This window comes from Pseudomonas sp. AGC41, from assembly GCF_057334555.1.
Map to the genome: position 1 here is coordinate 89,019 of NZ_JBHFJB010000039.1, position 8,643 is coordinate 97,661.

The window sequence follows — 8,643 nt, forward strand, 5'->3', positions numbered from 1 at the left end:
GGTGACTGCTTTAAGGGGGCTGCTGCGCAGCCCAGCGGGAGCAAGCTCCCTCGCCACAGAGGATTGTGTCCAGTCAGTAGAGGAAGGTTACTTCAGCACCGCCCGGCCCTCAATCTTCCTCATTGTCATCAAGCTTCCAATACCCCACCGCCTTGACAAAATCCGAGTCCAACCCTTTCTCCTCCAGCAACACCTTGCGAATCTGCCGCGACACCTTGCTCTCGGTCGCGACCCAGGCGTACAGCTTGCCGCCGGGCATTTCCAGCTGCTGGACGGTGCGAAGCAGGCTGTCGCGGTGGCCTTCGCGCAGTACCCAGATCACCTGCACCTGGGCCGGGCTTTGAAGGATCTGCTGTTCGGCACCGTTTTCCACTTCCACCACCACCAGTGCCCGCCGGTTGGGTGCCAGGCCTTCGAGACGGCGGGCAATGGCGGGAAGGGCGGTTTCATCGCCGATCAGCACGTAGCTGTCGAAAATATCCGGCACGATCATCGAGCCCCGTGGCCCGGCGATGTTCAGGTATTGCCCGGGTGCCGCCTGGGCTGCCCAGGTCGCAGCAGGGCCGTCGCCGTGGAGGACGAAATCGATATCCAGTTCGAGGGTGTCCAGGTCGTAGCGACGCGGGGTGTAATCGCGCATCTCGGGCATCGCGCCCTGGGCCTTGCCGGCGCCGGGGTTGAAGTTTTCCAGGGCGGCCTGTTCCTCGGCGTTCTGCGGGAACAGCAACTTCACGTGATCGTCCGTGCCCAGGCTGACGAACCCGGCCAGTTCCGGTCCGCCGACGGTGATGCGGCGCATGCGTGGTGTCAGGTCTTGCACCCGCAGCACTTGCAGGCGGCGGCGTTTGATCTCGTGGCTGACGCGGTGGATGGTGTTTGGATCGACTTCAGTCATGCTTCTACTCCGAAACGGTTGGACGGTCGGGACCGTCGAGGATGGCTTCGGCGGCGTCGTTGAGCAAATCACGTACCCGCCGGATTTCTTCCGGGTTCCAGCGGCCAGGGTGGCGGTGGAGCGCGCACCGCAGGTTAAACACCGCTTCGTGGACTTCAGGGGGCCGCGCCTGGCCGCGAAGCGTGCGCTTGCGGGCTTCGATGCGCGTACGCATCTCTTCTAGCGCGCCAGCCTGGTTCCCTAGGGATAGACGTCCGGCGTCGGTCGCGCTGTAGCGTTTTTTTCCGCCGTCGGTGTCGCCGACGATCATTGCATTCATTTCCAGAAACGTCAGGGTCGGGTAGATCACCCCAGGGCTGGGGCTATAGGCGCCATCGAACATGGCCTCGATCTGGCGGATCAGGTCATAGCCATGGCACGGCTCCTGCGCGATCAAGGACAACAATAGCAATTTCAGGTCGCCGGCAGCAAAGACCCGTGGGCCTCGGACGCCCCGATCACGGGCCGCCAGGCGGCCCTCGAAGCCATCGAAATCGACAGAGGAAGTCACGCTGGTCATTTATCAGCTCTCCAGTTTGCATATATGAAGTAGAGATATATCTTTGAAACCAGATATATCTCGTGTATAGATATATCTTTAGTTAGAAGATATATCTTGATAGTTGCTTAGCTAAGCTTTCATGCAAACCTTACCTTAAGCCTTGGATTAGTAGGGGTGCGCGAAGCATACGTCACGTATTTAAATGCCGTATTTATGAAGTTGTAAGTAAGTTCTTACAGGTAAAGTTGTCTGTTAAATGTATTTGAGTTTTTTTCTTACTTTCGGGCGGTCCAAATACTACATGCCTGTGGGAATTAGCCTGCTTATTTTGACGTAAAAAGAGTTGATCATGCCCCCGGCGTCGAGAGGCCATGCCAGGCCGTCATTTGGCGGGATCTCGACCTACTCTCTTTATTGATATGAACAGGTGTAAAAATGCTGAAACAACTCCTTACCGCCGCCTCCCTGACAGCTGCTGCTCTGAGCGCCTCTGTTGCATTCGCGGACGACGATGCGCGTTCTTCCATCCATATCAGCGCCACCATTCCGACCAAGAACTTCCATGTACTCCCACGGGACCCGGAGTTCGGTAAGGATGAAGTCATGGCCTATAACCTGGTCACCGGCACCCTCAACCAAGTGCGCCAGACTTTCGATGTGAAGAACACCGACGGTTCGATCTATGCCTATATCCAGGGCGGTCCGGCTTCGCTGTTCAACGGTCGTGACACCATTGCGCTGAGGACTTCCTTCAACGGCGTCACCTTGAATGAAATTCCTCAGCAAGTTGTCGGCGATGCAGCCTCTACCCCCGGTACCCAGGCCGACATGATCATCGCCGCGGCCAAGCCTGCGGACAGTCAAAACGGCCTCTACACCGCTGACATGACCGTGATCTTCGACGCGATGCCTCGCGACGGCCTTCTGTAATACCCATTGATGCCCATAGGTCATTTATCGCCTGCGGCATTGTCGCGGATCGGCCGGGCATAAGCCTGGCCGACTCGCATCTGAAACAACCCGGTTATTTGTTGAAGAGAATTCGTTGATGTTTCCGATGACACGCATTGCCGGTGCGCTTGCGCTGCTTTTATGCGCCAACGCAATGGCTGCGCCGACTTCCCCCGGTACGACACCCGGTAGCCTGATCAGTCAGGCCGGCGGCCTCCCTGCGGATTTCGAAGCCCACTTCTTCGATGTGCCTTTGGCGGTTCGTGTGGAACTTGACCAACAGTATCTCGGCGAAGCCATGGTGGTATTGACACGGGATGATCGAATCACGTTGCTCGAGTTCACCGATACCGAGGACAGCCCGTTCTCGCAGGGTGATCGGGAACAATGGGAGCAACTGCTAAAGAAAGGACGCCCACTCGGGGCGTGTGAGTCCGAGTGCACATCCGGTCTGCTGGCGGTGCACTACAGTCTTGAAAATTCGCTGGTGTCGATCCTCACCGAAAAAGTGGAGCGAGCGGGCGAAGAAAAACGTTATTACGAACTGCCCCAGGATGGCAGCCTCGGCCTGATATTCAATAACCAGCTCAACCTCAACGGGGGCCAGGAGCAGGACACAGGCGGGCGTTATGGCGTCAACGCCAGTTCCAGCCTGGGCAACTGGACCCAGTCGCTGGATCTGCAACTGTCGCGCCAGGGTGGGCCGGACGACAAGCTTTACCACGCCGTCCACGAGTTCTATACCCAGCGAGAAATGGAGAACAAGTTCTTTCGCCTGGGCTATTTCATGCCTGGCTCCGATGGGCTGACCCGTCAGATCCGCTCATTTGGCAGCAGCCCGGACACGGCCGTGGGCGTCATGTTCGGCAGCTCCGACAGCCTGGTCATCAACAATCCGCGGCCCAGCGTGTATCCGATCTATGTCACCGCCAGCCGCCAGGCGGCCGTTGAGATCTACCGTAATGGGCTGCTGATCAATACCCAGGCAGTCAGTGCCGGCCTGCAAAGCCTGGACACCCGTCCTCTGCCCGGTGGCATTTACGAAGTCGAGGTACGGTTGATCGAGGACGGCCAGACCACCGCCACGACCCAGGAATTGGTCTACAAGCCCACCAACTGGCGTAACGTCGACGACCGCTGGCGCTACAACCTGTTTGCCGGTCGCGAAACCAAGTTGTTCAGCAATTGGGAAGACCAGCCGGCTGGCTTCATGACCGCCGGGGTTGGCCTCAACTACCTGGCCCACCCCAGGGTAGTGATGGGGGTGTCCACCCGCAAGGTGCAGGACAAACTGCAATACGGAACCTCGGTCGACTGGTCCCTCGCCAACAGCACCAGCCTGTATGCCAACTTCTACCAGACGGAGCGATATGGCACCGGCCTGGACCTGCAAGGCCTGTACAGCTATGGACGGGGCAGCGTGGTGATCAACCATACGCGCAGTTGGTTGGACACGCGCAATACTTACGAAACGTTGCCTGACGGCACCCGTATTCGCCAACGCAACGTGTTCGTCGGACAGACCAGTAACTCGTCGCTGTCGATCAACCATCGGCTGAGCAACAAAACATCGATCAACGGGCGCCTGTTCTATAGCGAAGGCAATACCCAGGGCACCGGCCTGGATCTGGGGTGGAGCCAGCGCGGCAAATTACGCGGCAGTGATGCCAACTGGCGCCTGTCGGTGTTCGACCGTCCGGCCACTGCGAGTACCGGCGACCGGCGCAATCGAGGCGTCGACCTGAGCGTCAGCATCGCCTTGGGCGGGCCAGGCGAGCATTGGTCGGGCAGCATCGGCACCCGTACATCACGGGAAGGTACGCGGGACAACAACGCCTCGCTGACATACCGGCGGACCCTCAAGGATCACGTTCTGCAAAGCGTCTCCGCGACGGCACTGACCGACACTTATGGCCTTGGGCTTTCCGGCATGGCGAGTTTCAACACTGAATCGCTGTACGGCGACGGCTTTATCCAGCGTTCGTCTTATAACGGTAACTACACCGGCGGCCTGAACCTCAGCAGTACCGTGGCTGTCGGCGGCAGCAATGTAGCATTTTCCGGGCTGCCTCAAGGCCGCGGCGCGGCGATGATCGTCGATGTCGAAACCGACCTGGACGACATCGCATTGCGCGCCGACGACTTGACCGGCGGCAGCGCGACGTTGCGTCCGGGGCGCAATTTCGTGCCCATCACCGCCTACCGCAGCAGCATGGTCATGTTCGACTTTGACGGCGTCCACCCGCCGGCAGCCAGCATCGAGCCGTCGCGCACCCGTTACCACCTGAACAAAGGCGGCGTGGGCTACCGCAAGATCAGCGTCATGCGCAGCGTGACGGTGCTGGGCCGCCTGCTGGATGAACAGGGGCAGCCGCTCAAGGGCCACCACGTCATCAATCACGCCAGCCGCAGGGTCAGCGAAGTGGACGGGTTCTTCTCCATGGAGATGAACGCTTCGTCGCCGACCCTGGAAGTGCGCTACGGCGATCAGTTGCTTTGCCAGTTCCGCCTCGATCCGGAGAACGCCAGCCAGGAAGGTGAGGTGCTGATGATTGGTGACTTGCGTTGCACGCCTGACACGCTGGCCGACAACACCATCAAGGCGACGACAGCGGGTTGATTCATCCGGGCTGGCGGTTTGCCTGCGATCGAAACGATATTCAGTGAAGCGGCAGCGGTGCTTATCGGCCGTCTTCAAACAATGAGGTTTTTGCAATGAAACGCTTTTGGGTTGTGTGTGGTTTTTCGCTGTTTTCCCTGTTGGCCCAGGCCGGGCCGCAGATCAATGTCGGGGTTGTCTATGACTATCTCGAGGGCGACAAGAGCACCTATATGAAGCGCGTGTTCAACGGCGGTACGTCCACCGCTTTCGTCAAGATCAATGTCCTCGAGATTATCTATAAGCCGGACGGCACCTATGACGAAGTGCCCCTGCAGAACCAGGCCGGGATGATTGCCCGGGACGGCCTGATGGCCAGCCCGGCGCGCTTGATCATCCCGGCCAACGGCACGCAGGGCACGCGGCTGCTGTTCATGGGCAATCGCGACAAGGAGCGCTACTTCCGGGTTCGCTTCGTCCCGGTTGTGCCGGAGGTCGAGGACGAGTTCGCGGTCAGCGAGGAAGAACGCGAGCAATACAAAAAGGACCGGCTGGCGGCGGGCGTCAAGGTCCTGGCCGGGTATGGCACGGTATTTTTCGTGCGCCCCAAGGACACCCGTTTCGAGACGTTGGAAGAGGACAGTGCCAAGCGTTACCAACTGATCAACAAGGGCAACAGCGTCGTGGTGGTGGACGAGTTCAAGGATTGCTCGATGCAGGAAAACGACTGCCGACCTACGGTCAAGCACCACATTCCGGCGGGTCGCTCCTTCGGGTTCGATAAGGAAGCCGGGCGCGTCTACCGCTTCAGCCTGATTGAAGGCCGCGAGAAAAAAACCTTCGAGATCAAGGGTTGAACGTTGATCCGCCTTACTTTGTTGCGCCATAGGTAATCATCATGCTCAGGAAACTGATACAGCCCTTTTTGTTAGTCGTCTTGATCCCCTCTGCTACCTCCGCATGGGCAGCCGTGCAGCGAGAGACTTTCGAAGTCAGCGTCACGATTCCATCGGCCAGTTTTTATGTATTGCCGGTCGACCCGGAGCTGGTACTGCGCGAGCAGCGCTTGCCGTTCGATTTGCGGACGTCCGAACTCAGGCCCTTGCGTGCGCTGTTCGACGTGAAGAACATCAACGGCTCTATCGAAGCCCGTCTGCTTCAGGCCGCCTACTTGTTCAACGGCAGGGACCGCATCGACTTGCGTGTGAGATTCAACGATGTGGAGCTGAGTGGTTTCGGCGCCGAAGTCGTCTCGGCAGACGCAGCCCGACCGGGCCAGCGCGTGAACCTGGAAATCTCCGCCGTCAAGCCTTCCGGCGGCTATCTGCCGGGTGATTATTTCGGCACGGTACACATGGTCTTCGATGCCATTCCGCCTTTGTCGTCAATGGGGGGAGGCCAATGATTCGTTGGAGCTCTTTGAAGTATCGGTTTGGTTTATGGATCGGGGTCTGGCTGTTGATGTCGAGCCCGTTTGCCGTGGGAATGACTCACGAAATCGCTGCAGTGTTCCGGCCTGATTTAACTAAACCCATGGACGGTAAATTCACCGTCACCACGCCGAACGCCGGATATTGCTTGAGTTACCCAAGTGACTGTGCCGGTTCGAATACTTACAGCATGCGCCTGCCGCTCATTGTCGAGTCATCAAGGCCGATCGAAGGCGGTCATGCTGCACCCGATGGCGCTTATTTCTGGGTCGCACCCGAGTGGCGAAAAACTCAGGTGGTCAATTCGGCAACTGGCGAAGTCGAAGAGGTCGAGATGCGGCTGACCGGGTTCGGTTCGGAATACGTGCTTGACCGAAGCGTTGTGGAACTGGTCGGTGGAGGCGTCAGCGCCTACAAGGCCCATGAAATGCTCTGGGAAACCGGCCGTTGGGACAACATGCCGTTACCAGATTGCAGCAACGGCAGTCTGGTGGATTCGGGGACCGACACGACATTCGCCTTTTTCTGGAAAAGCGATGGTGAATGTTACAAAAAGGCCCGGTTTCGTATCCCGTACCTGAAGTACAGATACTTTGACATCGCTTATCAAGTGCGCATGCCCAACCCTTTCAAAATGTCCAACGGGCGTTATACCGGGACGTTGAGCTATCCCTTGTCACCGAGCGGAGGAGCGTTCGATGTCATACATTTCGGCCGAGTGATGATGCCCAATGACTCGACACTCGATATCAACTTCACTCTGGACGTCGAGCACAACCTCAAGGTTGATATTCCGCCAGGCGGGCATCGCATCGCTCTGGAACCCGCTGAGGGCTGGCAAGCGTGGTTGAACCGAGGGCAGAAACCGACACGACTGTTTCGTGACCAGACTTTTCATCTTTGGACAACCTCCCGTTTCAAGATGAGCCTGGAGTGCGAGCACATCTTGAGCAAGGGCTGCGCGCTGAGGGCACCCGAGACGGGCTGGTCTGTGCCTGTTCAGGTCAGCGTAACTTTGCCTAACGGGGTGACCGATGCCACTGGGCAAGCGGTCAACCGTCACAAAGTGCCGCCGTACGCCTGGAACGCCGAGGTGTTCCAGGCCGGATCATACATAGATGGCAAGCCCGGTACCTTGCACTTCGAGATTCTTCCCGCCGATGTGGAACAGATGCTGAAATATGGCGACAACCGCCGTTATTGGGGCGACATCACGGTGGTCTGGGATTCGGAAGTTTAAAAATGCCAGGTCCATTCATGAATTCGAAGAAGGTCTTATCCATGACGGAAGTGCCGAACATAGTGCGTTGTGTGCTCGCGGCGTTGTTACTTGCCTGCGCGCCGGCGGTCAGTGCATTGGATCAGGACATCACTGCGGTCTTCAGGCCTGATCCGTCGAAACCTAATGAGAATAAATTTATCAATACCACTCTGGTCACCGGCTATTGCCAGAATAATCCATCAAATTGCCGCGATAGATTCAGCATTCGTTTGCCCATACGCTTCAATTCGGCCACCGCTATACAGGCAAATCACGCGGATCTTCGACAAGGTGCGATGTTCTCGCTGCCTACCGGTTGGCGTGCCGTCCAAGTGACCCATGCAACTACCGGTGAAACTGAAACGGTGGAAGTGCGCTGGTCCGGCGTGGGTTCGGAATACAGGCTTCCCGTGAGTGTGGTGGATTTAGTAGGTGGGGGCGTGTCTGCCCTGAAGGCTCATCAGAAATTATGGGACAGTTCCAGCTGGGTATATGCCCCCAGGCCCTGTACATACAGCGGGGTGGGGTATTACGAAAGCTTTATGTACAGGTTCTTTTGGCAGACACCCGCCGACGGCGCCTGTGCAAAAAGGGCCAACTATTACATTCCAAGCATGTCTTACAATTACTTGGACTTTGCCTATGAATTGCGCACACCCAATCCCCTGGGCATGTCATCCGGCCGGTATACGGGTTCGCTGACCTATACGGTTGGCCCTGGGCAGAATGTCGACATGGGCGACGTCATGCGCCCCGACGATTCGACCATCACGCTCAATTTCAAACTCGACGTCGAGCACACCTTAAAGGTTGATATCCCCCCCGGTGGCAGTCGGGTGGAGCTCGTGCCCCAGGAAGGATGGCAAGCCTGGCTGAACAGTGGGCGTAAACCGACGCGGCTGTTCCGCGACCAGCGTTTCCACATCTCGGCCTCGTCACGTTTCAAGATGGCCATCGAGTGCCAGC

The 8,643-nt window shown here is 57.9% G+C and carries 8 protein-coding genes; 6 read left to right on the forward strand and 2 right to left on the reverse strand.

The window, feature by feature from the left end; all coding sequences use genetic code 11:
- Nucleotides 1–109: 109 nt before the first annotated feature.
- Together ACE04F_RS07400 and ACE04F_RS07405 are read right to left on the reverse strand one after the other, a co-directional pair.
- Nucleotides 110–895, reverse strand: coding sequence for a siderophore-interacting protein (locus ACE04F_RS07400; protein ID WP_486105622.1), 786 nt, complete (start codon nt 893–895; stop codon nt 110–112).
- Between the two features lie 4 nt (nt 896–899).
- Complete coding sequence (locus ACE04F_RS07405; RefSeq protein WP_486105623.1) at nt 900–1,454, reverse strand: PadR family transcriptional regulator; 555 nt, start codon at nt 1,452–1,454, stop codon at nt 900–902.
- A 417-nt stretch (nt 1,455–1,871) separates the two neighbouring features.
- Between ACE04F_RS07405 and ACE04F_RS07410 the strand changes: the two genes are divergently transcribed.
- The 6 genes from ACE04F_RS07410 to ACE04F_RS07435 all read left to right on the forward strand — a co-directional run.
- Entirely contained in the window at nt 1,872–2,366 is a 495-nt protein-coding gene (locus ACE04F_RS07410) for a CS1 type fimbrial major subunit (RefSeq protein WP_486105624.1), read from the forward strand.
- Nucleotides 2,367–2,484: 118 nt separating this feature from the next.
- Nucleotides 2,485–5,007, forward strand: a complete 2,523-nt coding sequence (locus ACE04F_RS07415; RefSeq protein ID WP_486105625.1) for a TcfC E-set like domain-containing protein — start codon at nt 2,485–2,487, stop codon at nt 5,005–5,007.
- 95 nt (nt 5,008–5,102) lie between these two features.
- Complete coding sequence (locus ACE04F_RS07420; RefSeq protein WP_486105626.1) at nt 5,103–5,843, forward strand: molecular chaperone; 741 nt, start codon at nt 5,103–5,105, stop codon at nt 5,841–5,843.
- A 41-nt stretch (nt 5,844–5,884) separates the two neighbouring features.
- Nucleotides 5,885–6,391, forward strand: a complete 507-nt coding sequence (locus tag ACE04F_RS07425) for a CS1 type fimbrial major subunit (protein ID WP_486105627.1) — start codon at nt 5,885–5,887, stop codon at nt 6,389–6,391.
- Nucleotides 6,388–7,656, forward strand: coding sequence for a hypothetical protein (locus ACE04F_RS07430; protein ID WP_486105628.1), 1,269 nt, complete (start codon nt 6,388–6,390; stop codon nt 7,654–7,656). The genes ACE04F_RS07425 and ACE04F_RS07430 overlap by 4 nt, the downstream gene beginning before the upstream one ends.
- Before the next feature lie 17 nt (nt 7,657–7,673).
- Nucleotides 7,674–8,643 (forward strand): hypothetical protein (locus ACE04F_RS07435; protein ID WP_486105629.1); only part of this gene is annotated, 970 nt, incomplete at its 3' end.

What these genes read in the sequence shown, in the direction of transcription:
- ACE04F_RS07400 (WP_486105622.1), bottom strand. Translation starts at nt 895, where the DNA reads ATGACTGAAGTCGATCCAAACACCATCCACCGCGTCAGCCACGAGATC.
- ACE04F_RS07405 (WP_486105623.1), bottom strand. Translation starts at nt 1,454, where the DNA reads ATGACCAGCGTGACTTCCTCTGTCGATTTCGATGGCTTCGAGGGCCGC.
- ACE04F_RS07410 (WP_486105624.1), top strand. Translation starts at nt 1,872, where the DNA reads ATGCTGAAACAACTCCTTACCGCCGCCTCCCTGACAGCTGCTGCTCTG.
- ACE04F_RS07415 (WP_486105625.1), top strand. Translation starts at nt 2,485, where the DNA reads ATGTTTCCGATGACACGCATTGCCGGTGCGCTTGCGCTGCTTTTATGC.
- ACE04F_RS07420 (WP_486105626.1), top strand. Translation starts at nt 5,103, where the DNA reads ATGAAACGCTTTTGGGTTGTGTGTGGTTTTTCGCTGTTTTCCCTGTTG.
- ACE04F_RS07425 (WP_486105627.1), top strand. Translation starts at nt 5,885, where the DNA reads ATGCTCAGGAAACTGATACAGCCCTTTTTGTTAGTCGTCTTGATCCCC.
- ACE04F_RS07430 (WP_486105628.1), top strand. Translation starts at nt 6,388, where the DNA reads ATGATTCGTTGGAGCTCTTTGAAGTATCGGTTTGGTTTATGGATCGGG.